This is a genomic window from Sedimentitalea arenosa (assembly GCF_016428585.1).
GTDB classification, from domain to species: Bacteria; Pseudomonadota; Alphaproteobacteria; order Rhodobacterales; family Rhodobacteraceae; genus Sedimentitalea; species Sedimentitalea arenosa.
Genome location: NZ_JAELVR010000006.1, coordinates 124,821 through 139,190, shown reverse-complemented (window position 1 = coordinate 139,190; position 14,370 = coordinate 124,821). Strand labels below are relative to the sequence as shown.

The 14,370-nt window shown below is 66.3% G+C and carries 14 protein-coding genes; 6 read left to right on the top strand and 8 right to left on the bottom strand.

Annotated features, from left to right (window positions below; all coding sequences use genetic code 11):
- Positions 1 to 12 precede the first annotated feature (12 nt).
- The 5 genes from galE to JF290_RS10295 all read left to right on the top strand — a co-directional run bounded on the left by galE (position 13) and on the right by JF290_RS10295 (position 6,359).
- Positions 13 to 996 (top strand): UDP-glucose 4-epimerase GalE, encoded by a 984-nt coding sequence (galE, locus tag JF290_RS10315; protein WP_199024793.1) that lies wholly within the window; start codon positions 13 to 15, stop codon positions 994 to 996.
- Between the two features lie 28 nt (positions 997 to 1,024).
- On the top strand, positions 1,025 to 2,041 hold the full coding sequence (locus JF290_RS10310; RefSeq protein WP_199024792.1) for a glycosyltransferase family 2 protein: 1,017 nt from the start codon (positions 1,025 to 1,027) through the stop codon (positions 2,039 to 2,041).
- Positions 2,042 to 2,228: 187 nt separating this feature from the next.
- Complete coding sequence (locus tag JF290_RS10305) at positions 2,229 to 3,215, top strand: glycosyltransferase family 2 protein (protein WP_199024904.1); 987 nt, start codon at positions 2,229 to 2,231, stop codon at positions 3,213 to 3,215.
- A 14-nt stretch (positions 3,216 to 3,229) separates the two neighbouring features.
- Positions 3,230 to 4,933 (top strand): DUF5927 domain-containing protein, encoded by a 1,704-nt coding sequence (locus tag JF290_RS10300; RefSeq protein ID WP_199024903.1) that lies wholly within the window; start codon positions 3,230 to 3,232, stop codon positions 4,931 to 4,933.
- Positions 4,917 to 6,359: a nodulation protein NodH gene (locus JF290_RS10295; RefSeq protein WP_199024791.1), complete on the top strand. Its 1,443-nt coding sequence runs from the start codon at positions 4,917 to 4,919 to the stop codon at positions 6,357 to 6,359. The genes JF290_RS10300 and JF290_RS10295 overlap by 17 nt, the downstream gene beginning before the upstream one ends.
- Here JF290_RS10295 and JF290_RS10290 read toward each other — a convergent pair.
- The 7 genes from JF290_RS10290 to JF290_RS10260 form a co-directional block, all read right to left on the bottom strand.
- Positions 6,347 to 6,811: a PTS sugar transporter subunit IIA gene (locus JF290_RS10290; RefSeq protein WP_199024790.1), complete on the bottom strand. Its 465-nt coding sequence runs from the start codon at positions 6,809 to 6,811 to the stop codon at positions 6,347 to 6,349. The genes JF290_RS10295 and JF290_RS10290 overlap by 13 nt on opposite strands.
- 54 nt (positions 6,812 to 6,865) lie before the next feature.
- Positions 6,866 to 7,429, bottom strand: a complete 564-nt coding sequence (hpf, locus tag JF290_RS10285) for a ribosome hibernation-promoting factor, HPF/YfiA family (protein WP_199024789.1) — start codon at positions 7,427 to 7,429, stop codon at positions 6,866 to 6,868.
- Between the two features lie 232 nt (positions 7,430 to 7,661).
- Positions 7,662 to 8,420, bottom strand: a complete 759-nt coding sequence (lptB, locus tag JF290_RS10280) for an LPS export ABC transporter ATP-binding protein (RefSeq protein WP_199024788.1) — start codon at positions 8,418 to 8,420, stop codon at positions 7,662 to 7,664.
- Positions 8,417 to 8,905 carry an LptA/OstA family protein gene (locus tag JF290_RS10275; protein ID WP_199024787.1) on the bottom strand — a complete coding sequence of 163 codons (489 nt, stop codon included), beginning with the start codon at positions 8,903 to 8,905 and terminating at the stop codon, positions 8,417 to 8,419. Before JF290_RS10275 ends, lptB begins: the two co-directional genes overlap by 4 nt.
- Positions 8,905 to 9,507, bottom strand: coding sequence for an LPS export ABC transporter periplasmic protein LptC (gene lptC / locus JF290_RS10270; RefSeq protein ID WP_199024786.1), 603 nt, complete (start codon positions 9,505 to 9,507; stop codon positions 8,905 to 8,907). The genes JF290_RS10275 and lptC overlap by 1 nt, the downstream gene beginning before the upstream one ends.
- Before the next feature lie 12 nt (positions 9,508 to 9,519).
- The gene (locus tag JF290_RS10265) at positions 9,520 to 10,488 is read right to left on the bottom strand and encodes a KpsF/GutQ family sugar-phosphate isomerase (RefSeq protein WP_199024785.1); all 969 of its coding nucleotides are present in this window, start codon (positions 10,486 to 10,488) and stop codon (positions 9,520 to 9,522) included.
- Positions 10,485 to 11,099, bottom strand: coding sequence for a ribonuclease D (locus JF290_RS10260; protein ID WP_199024784.1), 615 nt, complete (start codon positions 11,097 to 11,099; stop codon positions 10,485 to 10,487). The genes JF290_RS10265 and JF290_RS10260 overlap by 4 nt, the downstream gene beginning before the upstream one ends.
- A 150-nt stretch (positions 11,100 to 11,249) precedes the next feature.
- On the opposite strand from JF290_RS10260, the gene JF290_RS10255 reads away from it, so the two are divergent.
- Positions 11,250 to 12,986, top strand: a complete 1,737-nt coding sequence (locus JF290_RS10255; RefSeq protein ID WP_199024783.1) for an acyl-CoA dehydrogenase family protein — start codon at positions 11,250 to 11,252, stop codon at positions 12,984 to 12,986.
- A 9-nt stretch (positions 12,987 to 12,995) separates the two neighbouring features.
- Here JF290_RS10255 and JF290_RS10250 read toward each other — a convergent pair whose 3' ends face one another.
- Positions 12,996 to 14,339, bottom strand: a complete 1,344-nt coding sequence (locus JF290_RS10250; RefSeq protein WP_199024782.1) for a FliI/YscN family ATPase — start codon at positions 14,337 to 14,339, stop codon at positions 12,996 to 12,998.
- Between the last annotated feature and the right edge of the window lie 31 nt (positions 14,340 to 14,370).

Here is a 14,370-nt window from a genome sequence, read left to right as displayed (position 1 = left end):
GCGGGGCAGGGCATGAGCAACATATTGGTGACGGGGGGTGCGGGCTATATCGGCTCGCACGCCTGCAAGGCGCTGAAGGCGGCGGGCTATACGCCCGTGACCTTCGACAACCTTGTGACCGGGTGGCAGGACGCGGTGAAGTTCGGCCCGTTCGAGCAGGGCGACCTGCTGGACAGGGCGCGTCTGGACGAGGTGTTCGCGAAGTACCAGCCGCAGGCCGTGATGCATTTCGCGGCGTTGAGCCAGGTCGGCGAGGCGATGGCGGAACCCGGCAAGTACTGGCGCAACAACGTCAGCGGCTCGCTGACGCTGATCGAGTCGGCGGTGGAGGCCGGGTGTCTCGATTTCGTGTTTTCCTCGACCTGCGCGACCTATGGCGACCATGACAACGTGGTGCTGGACGAGGACACCCCGCAGCATCCGCTGAACTCCTATGGCGCGTCCAAGCGGGCGATCGAGGACATCCTGCGGGATTTCGAGGCGGCGCACGGGCTGCGGCACGTGATCTTCCGCTACTTCAACGTCGCCGGAGCTGACCCGGAGGCCGAGGTCGGCGAGTTTCATCGACCCGAGACCCATCTTGTGCCGCTGATGCTGGACGCGATCGAAGGCAAGCGCGATGCGCTGACCGTGTTCGGCACCGATTACGACACGCCGGACGGCACCTGCATCCGCGACTACGTGCATGTCTGCGACCTGGTGGATGCGCATGTGCTCGGGTTGAACTGGCTCGAGCAGGGCAAGGGGAGCCGGGTGTTCAACCTGGGCACCGGCAGCGGCTTTTCGGTCCGCGAGGTGCTGGACCATTCGCGCGCGGTGACCAACCGCGAGGTGCCGCACGTGATCGGGCCGCGCCGGGGCGGGGATTGCACAAAGCTGGTGTCGGGATCGGTGCGCGCGGCGCGCGAGCTGGGCTGGACGCCGCGTCGCTCGACCCTCGCCGAGATGATCGCGGACGCCTGGCGGTGGCACCAGTCCGGACATTACGATCGCTGATCCCGTGATCGACCGCGCCGTCGCTCCGATGCCGTCCCTGACCGCGTGGGAGGCGTACCGGATGCGGTGGAAGCGCCGGCGCCTGTTGTGGCGCTCGTTCCGCAGCCGGCACCAGTTGCAGGCGGTGGCGAACCGCACGGCTGACATCCGACCCGGCGACATCCTTGCAGTGTCGGTCATGCGCAACGAGATCGAGCGGCTGCCCTTCTTCCTGGCGCATTACCGCAGGCTCGGGGTCGATCACTTGCTGGTCGTGGACAATGGCAGCGATGACGGGACCGCCGAGATGCTGGCCGAACAGCCGGACGTGTCGCTGTGGCACTGCGGGGCGAGCTATCGTGCGGCGCGGTTCGGGCTGGACTGGCTGACCTGGCTGCAGATGCGATACGCAAGCGGCCATTGGTGCCTGATGGTCGATGCGGACGAACTGCTGGTCTATGCCGATCACGACCGCCGCGGCCTCGGCGATCTGACCCGCTGGCTGGACAGGGCCGGACGCCGGGCCTTCGGTGCGTTGATGCTCGACTTGTTTCCCAGGGGGCCGCTCGGTGCGCAAAGCTATCGCGCGGGTCAGGACCCGGCCGAGGTGCTGGACTGGTTCGACCCCGGCCCCTATCGCGCGCAACGGCAGCGCCCGCTGGGCAATCTGTGGGTTCAGGGGGGGACACGCGATCGGGTGTTCTTCGCCGATTGCCCGCAGCGTGCACCGACCCTGAACAAACTGCCGCTGGTGCGCTGGGCGCGCTCCTACGCCTATGTCAATTCCAGCCATGCGCTGCTGCCTCCGCCCCTGAACGCGCTCTATGACGGTCCGGGCGGAGACGCGCCCTCGGGCCTGTTGTTGCACAGCAAGTTCCTGCCCGGGGTCGTGCGGCGGGCCAGCGAGGAGAAGAAACGGGCGCAGCATTTCAGCGATCCTTCGCGCTTTGACGCCTATTATGACCAGCTCGCGGGTGACCCGGACCTGTGGCATCCGGGTGCTGTGCAGTTGCGCGACTGGCGTCAGCTTGTAGCGCTCGGGCTGATGTCGGGTGGTGGATGGTGAGTGCACGGGCGCGTGACCGGGGGCAAATTTTCCTTGCCTTGTAACGCTTTCTAAATTTTATGAGTTCCAGACTGTAGTCGTGACGGCGGACTCGACGCGGCCGGTGCCGGCGGGCCGGGCCTTCTGCAAGGACGGCGTTGCTTGAGAGAGGGCCTGAACGAAGGTGAGCCTGTGGGAGTCCTACCGAATGCGGCTGCGGCGGAAACGCCGCCTGTTCCGCGCGGCCTGGAAACGCCGGGAGCTTCGGGCAGTGCGGGATCGCACCGAGAGGATCAGGCCGCAGGACGTGCTGCTGTTCTGCACGCTGCGCAACGAAAAGGTGCGGCTGCCGTTCTTCCTGCAGTATTACCGGGACCTCGGCATCGATCATTTCCTTTTCGTCGACAATGACAGCGACGACGGCACCCGCGAGTTGCTTGCCGAGCAGCCGGACGTGTCGCTGTGGCACACGACAGACAGCTATCGGGCGGCGCGCTACGGGCTGGACTGGATCACCGGGCTGCAACGGCGCTACGGGCATGGCCACTGGACGCTGGTCGTCGATCCGGACGAGTTCCTGGTCTATCCGTTCTGCGATACCCGTCCGATCCGGGCGCTGACCGACTGGCTTGACTGCTGCGCGATCCGCAGTTTCGGGGCCATGCTGCTGGACATGTATCCCAAGGGCGCGGTTGGCGAGAAACCCTATGCCGCCGGGCGCAACCCGTTCGAGATCGCGGCGTGGTTCGACAGTGGCAACTATACCCAGATCAGGAACCCGGAATACGGCAACCTGTGGATTCAGGGCGGGCCGCGCAGCCGGGTCTATTTCGCCGACCAGCCCGAGAAGGCCCCGGCGCTGAACAAGATTCCGCTGGTCAAGTGGCACCGGCGCTATGCCTATGTCAGCTCGACCCACATGCTGCTGCCGCGCGGGCTCAACCAGGTCTATGACGTGCGCGGCGGCGAGAAGGCCAGCGGCGCGCTGCTGCATGCCAAGTTCCTGGACGATTTCGCGATCAAGACCGACGAGGAGTTGAACCGCGGGCAGCATTACGACACCTCGGTGGAATACCGGGCCTATGCCGGCGGCGATGCGGTCGAGACCTCGATGTGGTGCGAGTTCAGCGAAAAATACGTCAACTGGCGGCAGCTCGAGATCCTGGGCCTGATGTCCAAGGGGAACTGGGCGTGACCGTCGGGGTGGCGATGCTGGTGCACGAGGCGTTGGGACGCGCCGAACAGGTCGTCCGGCACTGGACGGCGGCGGGATGCCCCGTCGTGCTGCATGTGGATTCCAACGTGCCGCCCACCTGCCACGCCGCGTTCCGCACCGCGCTGGCGGATGATCCGCTGGTACGGTTCTGCGCCCGCCGTCATTGCGAGTGGGGCACCTGGAGCCTTGTCGGTGCGTCGCAGGCGGCCGCCGAGATGCTGCTGGAAAGCTTTCCCGATGTTCAACATGTCTATCTCGCCTCGGGTGCCTGCCTGCCGCTTCGCCCGGTGCGGGAACTGGTGGCCTATCTCGGTGCGCGGCCCCGGACGGACTTCATCGAAAGCGCCACGACGGCGGACGTGGCCTGGCCTGTCGGCGGGCTGAACGAGGAGCGGTTCACCCTGCGGTTCCCCTTTGCGTGGAAACGCCAGCGTCGCCTGTTCGACGCCTATGTGCGGATGCAACGGCTGCTGCGGTTGCGCCGCCGCTTTCCCGAGGGTCTGGTGCCGCATATGGGAAGCCAGTGGTGGTGCCTGACCCGCCAGACCCTGACGGCGATCCTTGGGTCGCCGGACCGGGCGGCGCATGAACGGTTTTTCCGAAGGGTGTGGATTCCTGACGAAAGCTATTTCCAGACCCTCGTGCGGCGCCACGGACGGCAGATCGAAAGCCGGTCGCTGACGTTGTCGAAGTTCGATTTTCAGGGCAAGCCGCATGTGTTCTACGACGATCACCTCGAACTGCTGCGCCGGTCGGATTGTTTCGTCGCGCGCAAGATCTGGCCGCAAGCGGACGGGCTCTATCGTGCCTTCCTTAAGGACGGCGGAGAGCCGGCCTGCCGCAGGGAGCCGAACCCGGGCAAGATCGACCGGGTCTTTGCGCGCGCCGTCGAGCGGCGAACCCGGGGCCGGCCCGGGCTGTTCATGCAGAGCCGGAGGCCCGACCCGGCCTGGGACAGCGCGCGGACCGCGGCGCCCTATTTCGTGCTGCAGGGCCTGGCCGAGCTGTTCACCGATTTCGACAGCTGGCTCGCCGCGCAGACCGGCGCGCGGGTGCACGGGCATCTGTTCGCGCCGGACCGGGTCGCGTTCGCCGATGGGCTGCGGGTGATCGAGGGCGGGCTTTGCGACAGCGCGGCCAAGCGGGATTACGCGCCCGAGGCCTTTCTGAGCAGCCTGATCTGGAACACGCGCGGAACGCGGCAGTGCTTTCAGTACGGGCCGGCGGACGATCCGCGCCTGGGGCCGCTGCTCGCGCAGGACGGCAACGCGCGCATCGCGGTGGTCTCGGGAGCCTGGGCGGTGCCGCTGTTCCGGTCGAACCGGACGTTCCCTGAGATCCGGCGGGAGGCGGCCCGGTTGCAGAAGATCGAGAGCGACCATCTGAAGGCGCTGCGGGCGGTCGATGCCAAGGCGCAGGTGCGCGTCTGGAGCATGGCGGAGTTCATCCATGTCCCGTCGGAGCCGCTGCGCGAGATCGTCGACATGATCGGCCAATCCAGCCCGCAACGGCTGCGCGAGGCACCGAGCCTCGTCGACCTGACGGGGTTCGCCGAGTTCCTGCAGAAGCTGAAGAACCAGGGCATGCATCCGCACCTGATGGGCGATTTCCCGGTCGATCCGCACATCGACGGCGGATTCGAACGCCCGAGCAAACCATATCTCGTGCGAACGGCCTCAGATGACCGACCGGTTTGACTGCTTTGTCGTCCTGGCCGGGATGCGCACCGGGTCGAATTTCCTCGAGGCGAATCTGAATGCCATCGACGGGCTGTGCTGTCACGGCGAGATCTTCAACCCGCATTTCGTCGGCTACCCCAAGCAATCGGAGCTGCTGGGGATCGACCGCGACGCGCGCGACGCCGATCCGCACCGGTTGATCGAGGCGATCCGCCACGCGCCCGGTGGGCTTGGTGGGTTCCGACTGTTTCACGATCACGACCAGCGGGCGATGGCCCTGGTGTTGCGCGATCCGCGCTGCGCCAAGATCGTACTGACCCGCAACCCGCTGGACAGCTACATCTCGTGGAAGATCGCGCGCGAGACCGGCCAATGGAAGCTGACCGACATCAAGCGGCGCAAGGCGGCCCGTGTGGATTTCGATGCGGGCGAATTCGAACGGCACCTGGAAGCGGCGCAATCGTTTCAGCAGCAGATCCAGTCGGCACTGCAGGTCAGTGGGCAGACCGCGTTCCATATCGGGTATGACGATCTGCAGAGCGTCGAGGTCCTGAACGGGCTGGCGCACTGGCTGGGTGTGGAAGGTCGACTCGACCGCATCGACCGGGTGCTGAAGCCACAGAACCCGGGAGCGGTGGCCGACAAGGTGTCAAATCCCGAGGCGATCGGCCCGGCGATTGCCGGGCTCGACCGGTTCGATCTGTCGCGTACGCCCGAGTTCGAGCCGCGCCGGGGACCCGCGGTGCCGACATACGTCGCCGCGGCGGAGGCCGGGCTGTTCCACATGCCGATCAAGGGCGGCGCCGAGGACGAGATTGCGGACTGGCTGGCGGCGCTGGACGGGGTGACGCGGCAGGAGCTGCACGCGGGCATGACCCAGAAACAGCTGAGGCAATGGATGCGGGCGCATCCGGGCCATCGCGGCTTTACCGTGGTCCGGCACCCGGTCGCGCGGGCTCATCATGTGTTCTGCGAGCGGATCCTGTCGACCGGTTCCGGCGCGTTCCTGCGCGTGCGCGAGACGTTGCGCCGCCAGTTCGGCCTGAAACTGCCGGATGGCGACCTGCGGGCGGAGGGAGACATGGCCCGGCATCGCCAGGCGTTCGAGGTGTTCCTGGCGTTCGTGCGATCCAACCTGGCCGGGCAGACGGCGATCCGGACCGATGGCGCCTGGGCGACGCAATCCGCGGTGCTGGGCGGGTTCGCCGCCGTGACGCCGCCCGATTTCGTGCTGCGCGAGGAGGAGCTGGCGCACATGCTGCCGATCCTGGCCGAGAGCGCGGGGCGCGACCCGGCCACGCCGCTGGCGCGGATCGCGCCCGCGGGCGCCGAAATCCTGGCGGACATCTACGACGAAAAGATGGAAGAGCTGGTGTCCGATGTCTACCAGCGCGACTATGTCATGTTCGGATTCGGGCCGTGGCGCCCGGGTCAGGCGGCCTGAACCGACTGCGACTCGGTCAGCAGGGCGTAGAGCGTGCCGGGGTCGAGATTGGCGCGCAGCTTGGCGCAGAGCGCGGGTTCGCGCAGGGTGCGGGAGACCAGCGCGAGCGCCTTGAGATGATCGACACCGGCATCGTTGGGCGCGAAGAGCGCGAAGGCGATATCGACCGGCTGGCGGTCGACGGCGCCGAAGTCGATCGGCTTTTCCAGCATCACGAAGGCCCCGACGACCTTGTCGATTTCCTCGAGCCGGGCATGGGGCAGCGCGACACCATGGCCCACACCCGTGGGGCCAAGGCTTTCGCGTTCCAGCAGCGCCTCGACCGTATCCGAGGCGGACAGGCCATAGGCAGAGTGGGCGACGTCACCGATTTCCTGGAACAGCCGTTTCTTGCTCGACGCGGCCGAGAACACCTTGACGGCCTCGGGCTTGAGAATGGCGGACAGGTCCATATCGTGAAATCTCCACTAGTCGCTGGTGTCGGGCGCGGGGTAATTCATCGACGCCTAGGGGTCAATCCACCCAATGTTGCCGTCTTCGCGTCGGTACACGACGTTCAGACCCTGTTTGGCCTCGTTGCGGAAGACCAGCACCGGCGCGCCGGCCAGTTCCATCTGCATCACGGCCTCGCCCACCGACAGCGAGGGAATCTTGGTTTCCATCTCGGCGACGATGATGGGCTGCAGCGAGTCCGGCTCGGCATCCTCTCCGACTTCTTCCGATGCCAGGATGTAGGAAGACGCGCCGAAGAGTTCAACCGGTTCGGAGCGGTCCTTGTGATGGTCCTTGAGACGGCGCTTGTAGCGGCGCAGCTGCTTCTCCAGCTTGTCGGCGCATTTCTCGAAGGCGGCATAGATCTCGTGCGCCTGCGCGCGCGCATTGGCGGTGAGACCGGTCGACAGGTGGATGGTTGCCTCGCAGGCGTATTCGCTGGCCGAGCGGGAAAAGATCACGTTCGCATCGGTCGGACGTTCCGCATATTTCTGGACGACGTCGCTGAGTTCGGTCTTGACGTGCGTTTGCAGCGCTTCGCCGATATCGATCTGTTTTCCGCTGATTTGATAACGCATATGGTCTCCTTCGCTTTAATCATCCGAACGGGCTGCGCGCGTGTTGCGGGCGCGGGTCAGGACCGGATGAGAGGGGTTGGCCGATCCGCCCGATGAAACCGGCCTTTGCCTTCATCGACGACCGGACGCAAGACCACATCAGACAGATCATTTGCCATGGCTCCATTTGAGGCGACAGACAGGGTAAGAGTCAATCAAAACCCGCGCTTAGGGCGCGATTTCCGGTTCGATTTCAGGAGATTCGGAAGTTCTCGCCGAGGTAGACGCGGCGCACGTTCTCGTTCTCGACCACGTCCGCGGGGGTGCCCGACATCAGCACCTGACCGTCGTGCAGGATATAGGCGCGATCGACGATTTCCAGCGTTTCGCGGACGTTGTGATCGGTGATCAGCACGCCGATTCCGCGCTTCTTGAGGTCGGCGACGAGATGGCGGATATCGCCGACCGAGATCGGGTCGACACCGGCGAAGGGTTCGTCGAGCAGCAGGTATTTCGGATCGGCGGCGAGGCAGCGGGCGATTTCGACGCGGCGGCGCTCACCACCCGACAACGCCAGCGCCGGCGCCCGGCGGAGGTGCTCGATCGAGAAATCCGACAGCAGTTCCTCGAGTCGTTCGCGCCGCTTGTGGTGGTCGCTCTGCGAGATGTCGAGCACGGCCGAGATGTTGTCCTCGACACTCAGGCCGCGGAAGATCGACATCTCCTGCGGCAGGTAGCCGATGCCCATGCGCGCCCGGCGATACATCGGCAGCGCGGTGGCGTTCTGCCCGTCGATCGTGACCTTTCCGGCCTCGGGAAACACCAACCCGGCGATCGCGTAGAAGGTCGTGGTCTTGCCCGATCCGTTCGGGCCGAGCAGGGCGACGACCTCGCTGCGGTCGAGCGACATCGACACGTCGCGGATCACCAGGCGTTTGCGATAGGACTTGCGCAGGCGCTCGATCCTGAGGCCCGGAGAGCCCTCGGTGACGCTGAGGTCGGGGCCGCTCAATTGTCTTCGTCCGGCTGCAGGATTGTCTTGACGCGGCCCACCATATTGGCGGTGCCGGTGGTCAGGTTGACCGTCATCTCGTCGGAGGTGAGCGCGTTGCGGCCCTGGGTCAGCAGCACGTCGCCCGTCATCACGATCACGCCGGTGTCGATGCTGTAGTCGGCGCGGTCCGCCTCGGCCGCGTCCGGGCCGCTGACCAGCACCACGTCGCCGGTGGCCTGCAGGCGCTGGATGCCGCCGCGCTCCTGGTTGTAGATCACCAGCACACGTTGCGCGGACATGCGCATTTCACCCTGTCCGATCAGGACGTTACCCTTGAACACGGCCGAGCCGTCGGTCTGGTTCACGTCGAGCGTGTCGGAGGTGACTTCGACGGGCAGCGTCGGGTCTGCCTTGATCGCGCCGAACGCAACCTGAGTGCCCTGCGCCGCAGCGACACCCGGCCAGAGGACCACGAGAAAAACGAGAACGGCAATCCGGAACACTAATTGTCTTTCAACTTTTGGGGTTCGTATATCAGGTTGACGCCGTCCTTGAAAAGCATGTGCACATCCTCCTCATCGCTTTTTGCGCCGATCTCCATCCGTCCCGCGGTGAAACGGCCCATCGGCCCGGTGCCGGTGACGCGGCCCGGTGTGTCGGCGCGCACGCCGCTGAGCGCGGCGTTCAGCGCCTCGGTCTGCACGTGCAGTCCGGTCGAGCTGGTGATCCGGACGTCGCCTGTCAGCATCACGACATCACCGGTCGGGTCGATCGCGCCGGAGTCGGATTCCAGCAGTATGCTCGTGCCGCCGGTCATCTTGATCGTGGCCCGGATGTTGTCGGCGCCGCCGGGCCTGTCTGCGGTGCCCGGACGGGCGGCATCGGCGTCGACGGTGATCTCCTCGCCCTTGTCGGTGACGCCGGAAAAGAACGGGCGGGTGATCCGCTGATCGCGCACCCGTTCGGTGATGTCACCTTCGGCGAAGGGGATGTTCGCGTTCGGCCCGTCGGTGCGCGACAGAAGGAACACGGTCGCGAGGATCGCCAGCGCCAGCAACGGCAGCAGCACCTTGAGAAAGGCGACGGTGCGGGAATACCGGTCCACGCCGCGCCCTGATCAGCCCAGACCGGCCCGCAGGCAGTCGTGGATATGCAGCAGACCGAGCGGTTTGGCCGGCCCGTCCGGGTCGACCACGAAGAGGCAGGTGATCCTTGGCGTGGGCATGGTCATCAGGGCTACCGCCTCTTCGGCCAGAGCGTCCGGTCCGATAGTGCGGGGGCCAGGCGTCATGACGGCTCCGGCGTCGTTGGACAGAAGCCCGTCCATCTTGCGCCGCAAATCACCGTCCGTGATGATTCCGGCAAGGTTTCCGTCGCTGTCGCGAACGCCTGCCACGCCGAACCCTTTCTGACTGATTTCGATCAACGTGTCGGACATTGGCGTATCTGCGTCGACCAGCGGCAACGCATCCCCGGTGTGCATGAGATCGCGCACCTTGGACAAGCGCGCGCCCAGCTTGCCGCCGGGGTGGAACTCGCGGAAGTTTTCGGGGGTGAATGCGCGGTGTTCCATCAGCGCCACGGCCAACGCGTCGCCAAGCGCCAGGGTCATCGTGGTCGAAGTGGTTGGCACGATGCCGGTGCCGCAGGCTTCCTCGGCGCGGGGCAGGAGAAGCGCCACGTCCGACTGCCGCAGCAGGGTCGATTCCGCCCGCGCGGCGACGCCGATCAGCGGGATTCCGAACCGACGGGTATAGGCGACCAGGTCGGCCAGTTCCGGCGTCTCGCCCGAGTTGGACAGGACCAGGACCACGTCGCCCTGCGCCATCATCCCGAGATCGCCGTGGCTGGCCTCGGCCGGGTGCACGAAATGCGCGGGCGTGCCGGTGCTGGCGAAGGTCGCGGCCATCTTGCGCGCGATGTGGCCGGATTTGCCCATGCCGCTGACGATCACCCGGCCGGTCGCATTGAGCAGAAGTTCGACCGCGCGGTCGAAGCTGTCGTCGAGGCTCTGTTCGAGCAGGGTGAGCGCGTGGGCCTCGATGCCGACGACCCGGCGGCCCGTGTTCTGGAAGCTGCTGGTCATGAATGCGCGAAGATGTCGGTTTCCGGCCAGCCGGCGAGGTCGAGCCGCGCCCGGGTGGGAAGGAAATCGAAACAGGACTGCGCGATATCGGTGCGTCCTTCGCGCTTCAGCCGCGCGTCGAGTTCGTCGCGTAACCTGTGCAGGTAGAGCACGTCGGAGGCGGCATAGTCGATCTGTGCGTCGGTGAGCGTCTCGGCGCCCCAATCGCTCATCTGCTGCTGCTTGCTGATGTCGACGCCGATCAGTTCCTGGGTCAGGTTCTTGAGCCCGTGCCGGTCGGTATAGGTGCGCACGAGGCGGCTGGCGATCTTGGTGCAATAGACCGGCGCGGCCAGTGCGCCGAAAGCGTGGTACATCACGGCGATGTCGAACCGGCCGAAGTGAAACAGCTTCAGCACGTCGGGATTTTCCAGCATCGCGGTGATGTTGGGGGCGCTGCGCTGGCCCTTTTCCACCTGGACCACATGCGCCTCGCCGTCGCCGCCGGACATCTGGATCACGCAGAGCCGGTCGCGATGCGGATTCAGTCCCATGGTTTCGCAGTCGATGGCGACCACAGGCCCGAGGTCCAGCCCGTCGGGCAGATCGTTCTGATAGAGATGATTGGCCAATGTGTCGTCCTTTGGATGCGCCGCGTGCGATTGGGCCGAGATAGGCGCTTTGCCGGGCAAACTCAACTGCCGCAGCGTCACGAACGGCGACAACTGGCCCCGAGGCGGGACAGCGGGCTACACTCTCCGAAACCTTTGAAGGAGGCCCGGATGCGCGCGTATGACCGACAGGATCTGCTGTTCCAGCTGTGGGAGGTCGCCCGGCTGGACGAGGTGATCGCTTCGGAAGATCTCGACCGTGAGGCGGTGGAAGGAATTCTCGACACCGCGGACCAGATCGCCACGGATTACTTCCTGCCGGTGGGGCGCCAGATCGACGAGGAGGAGCCGCGCTTCGTCGACAAGCGCGCGGTGCTGCCCGCGCCGGTCAAGCCGGCGGTCGATGCTTTCGTTCAGGCCGGGTTCATTGCGGCCGGGTTCGACCCCGCGCATGGCGGGATGGGCCTGCCCGAAACGGTGCACCAGGCGGCGGCGTTCATCTTTGCGGCCTCCAACGTGTCGCTTGCGGGCTATGGCCTTCTGACCGTAGGCGCGGGCCGGTTGATCCAGAGTTTCGGCACCGAGGAACAGAAGCGGCGCTACCTGGCGCCGATGGTCGAAGGGCGGTTCTTCGGCACCATGTGTCTGAGCGAGCCGCAGGCGGGGTCGTCGCTGTCGGACATCACCACGCGCGCCGAGCCGATGGAGGATGGCCGGTACCGGATCAGCGGTCGCAAGATGTGGATCTCGGGTGGCGATCACGAGCTGAGCGAAAACATCGTCCACCTGGTGCTGGCCAAGATCCCCGGCGGGCCTCCGGGCGTGAAGGGAATCTCGCTGTTCATCGTGCCGAAGAAACGCGAGGACGGCAGCAGCAACGACGTGACGCTGGCCGGGTTGAACCACAAGATGGGATACCGTGCGACGACGAACTGCGCGCTGAATTTCGGCGATGCGGGCGATTGCGTGGGCGAGTTGCTGGGCGAGCCGCACAGGGGGCTGGGCTATATGTTCCAGATGATGAACGAGGCGCGGATCGGCGTCGGGATGGGCGCGACGGCGCTGGGGCAGGCGGGCTATCAATCCTCGCTCGCCTATGCGCGCGAGCGGCCGCAGGGCCGCGCGCCGGGGGCGAAGGACCCGACCACGGCGCAGGTGCCGATCGTCGATCATGCCGATGTGCGCCGCCTGCTTCTGGCGCAAAAGGCCAGTGTCGAACCGGCGCTGGCGCTGGCGCTGCTCTGCGCGACACTGGTGGACCGCGAGCGCGCTGGGGATGCCTCGGCCGCGGCGGTGCTGGGGCTGTTGACGCCGATCGCCAAGTCCTGGCCTTCCGAGTTTTGTCTGGAGGCCAACAAACACGCCATCCAGGTGCTGGGCGGTGCGGGATACACGCGGGACTATCCGGTCGAGCGCTATTACCGCGACAACCGGCTGAACCCGATTCACGAGGGCACCCACGGGATCCAGGGATTGGACCTGTTGGGGCGCAAGGTTCTGATCGATGGCGGCGCCGGACTGCGGGAACTGTCCGCGGTGATTCGCGCAGATATCGAGGCGGCCGCGGACTCGGAGCTTGCGGCACCGCTTGGTCAGGCGCTCGAGCGTCTGGCGCGCGTGACGGCGCATCTCGCGCAGGCTGTCCAGTCTGATCCGGAGCGGGGTCTGGCCAACGCGACCCTCTATCTGGACTGTTTCGGCCACGTGGTCATGGGCTGGATGTGGCTGCGGATCACCGAAGCGGCGCGAAGTGTCGCGGCGCGGGACGGCGACAGCGATTTCCTGCGCGGCAAGCATCAGGCCGCCCGCTACTTCTATCGGCGTGAACTGGTGCGCACGGAGCATTGGGCCGAAATCCTGATGGACAACGACCAGAGCGCCTTTGACATGGCCGCTGACTGGTTCTGATCCGGAACGCTACCTGGCGCGCAGGCTCGCCGGAGCCTGTGCCCGCCGCAGGATGAGGCCCAGCCTGTCAAAGCTGTTGCGGATGCCCGAGGGATCGGGCTTGGCGAAGAAGGCGTCAAGCTCGGGCCAGAGCTTGACCGCCTGGTCCAGCACCGGATCGGCGCCTTCGGCATAGAGCCCGGCCGTGATCATGACCGCGGATTGCTCGTAGGCGCCGAGCATCTTGCGCACCGACAGGATCAGTTCGTTCTCGGCGTCGCTGGCGGCATCCGGGAGTGAGCGGGAGACCGAGCGGCCCACGTCGATCGCGGGGAATCGTCCGCGTTCCGCGATCGACCGGTCCAGCACGATATGTCCGTCGAGCACCCCGCGCAGGATGTCGGCGATCGGCTCGTCCATGTCCGAGCCGGCGACCAGCACGCTGAACACGGCGGTGATGAAGCCCTGCCCCGCGGTTCCGGGACCGGCCCGTTCGCAGAGCGCGGTGATCAGGGGCGTGACCGAGGGCGGGAAGCCGCGCAGGGCTGGCGCTTCGCCACTGGACACGGCAATCTCGCGATGCGCCTCGGCAAACCGTGTGACAGAGTCCGCCAGAAAGAGCACGTTGCGGCCCTGGTCGCGGAAATGCTCGGCGACGGTCATCGCCGCCCAGGCGCAGCGACGCCGTGTCAGGGCGGACTGGTCCGAGGTCGCGGCGACGACGACGGCCCGTTTCATGCCCTCCGGTCCCAGAACGCGGTCGACGAAATCGTTGACCTCGCGGCCCCGCTCGCCGATCAGCGCGATGACCACGACGTCGGCCTGCATGTTGCGCGCGAGATCGGCCAGCAGGCGGGACTTGCCGACACCCGAACCGGCGAACAGGCCGACGCGCTGCCCCTCGACGATGGGCAGCACCGTGTTGAGCACCGACAGGCCGGTTTCCACCCGCGTTCCGAGCGGGCGGCGTGCCACGGCCGGGGGTGGAGCCGACATGAGGTCGCGCGATACACCACCACGCATCAGGGGCTGGCCGTCGAGCGGCCGGCCATAAGGGTCGATCACGCGGCCGATCCAGTGGTCCCCGGCGGCGAATCCTTCGATTTCGAGCAGAACCGCCCGGTCGCCGATCGCGACACCATCCGGGGCGGAATCGGGCAACATGTGCACGATATCGCGCTCGATCTGCAGAACCTCGCCCTTGAGCGGCGTGCCGGGATCGCGCTTGAGGATCAGGTGGTCGCCGATATGGGCGCTGTCCGCGAGGCCGGATATCTGTACCGCGCCCCCCTGTATACCGACCACGCGCCCCATCGGCCGGGCCAGCCGGGCGGTCGCGATCTCTTGCGCCAGCGTTCTGAAATCAGCCGTCATGCCCTGCGATCTCCTTTTGTTCGCTGACAAC